This window comes from Bradyrhizobium sp. TM233 (genome assembly GCF_036247965.1).
Taxonomy (GTDB): domain Bacteria; phylum Pseudomonadota; class Alphaproteobacteria; order Rhizobiales; family Xanthobacteraceae; genus Bradyrhizobium; species Bradyrhizobium ottawaense.
In genome coordinates this window covers 1-483 of sequence record NZ_BTIG01000363.1, presented here as the reverse complement: position 1 = coordinate 483, position 483 = coordinate 1, and the positions used below count along the sequence as shown (strand labels likewise).

General features: G+C 38.7%; 1 protein-coding gene. It reads left to right on the top strand.

The window, feature by feature from the left end:
• The coding region (locus AABA86_RS34465; protein ID WP_338309925.1) for a hypothetical protein at positions 1-248 on the top strand (248 nt) is incomplete at its 5' end.
• Between the last annotated feature and the right edge of the window lie 235 nt (positions 249-483).

The following is a 483-nucleotide window of genomic DNA, read 5'->3' as shown; positions in this document are numbered from 1 at the left end:
AGCTGACACGGACATTTATGGAAGAGGACCTGCGTCCAGAGTTGGAGAGAGACCTGAAGGAATTTCTTGCCTTCGTGGAGGAAGTGCAGGAACTCAGCCGGCTTGAATTCAAGCTGCTGGAAGAGAACGAGAGTTTGGAAGAGAAGCTCAAGACTTCAGAAGAGATTCTGGAGATGGATGAGCTAAAGATCAGGCTCAGCAACATTCAGCATGAACTGGAGCGTCTGGAGAAGGATAGGTCAGAGTAGCGCCAGGAGTGCAGAAGAATGAGGAGGGATCCTCCATTCTAGATTATATGATGTAAAGAAATATGATGTAAACATAGAATTATGAATAAAAAAAAGACTGTTGCAAACATATGTGACATAAGAATATAGATATATATGCATATATAATCACAAACGAACAAAAGAGAATAAATAAATAAAAAGAAACAGAGTTTAACAAAAGGAAAACAAAGTTAACGAAAAAGAAGAAAAAGAA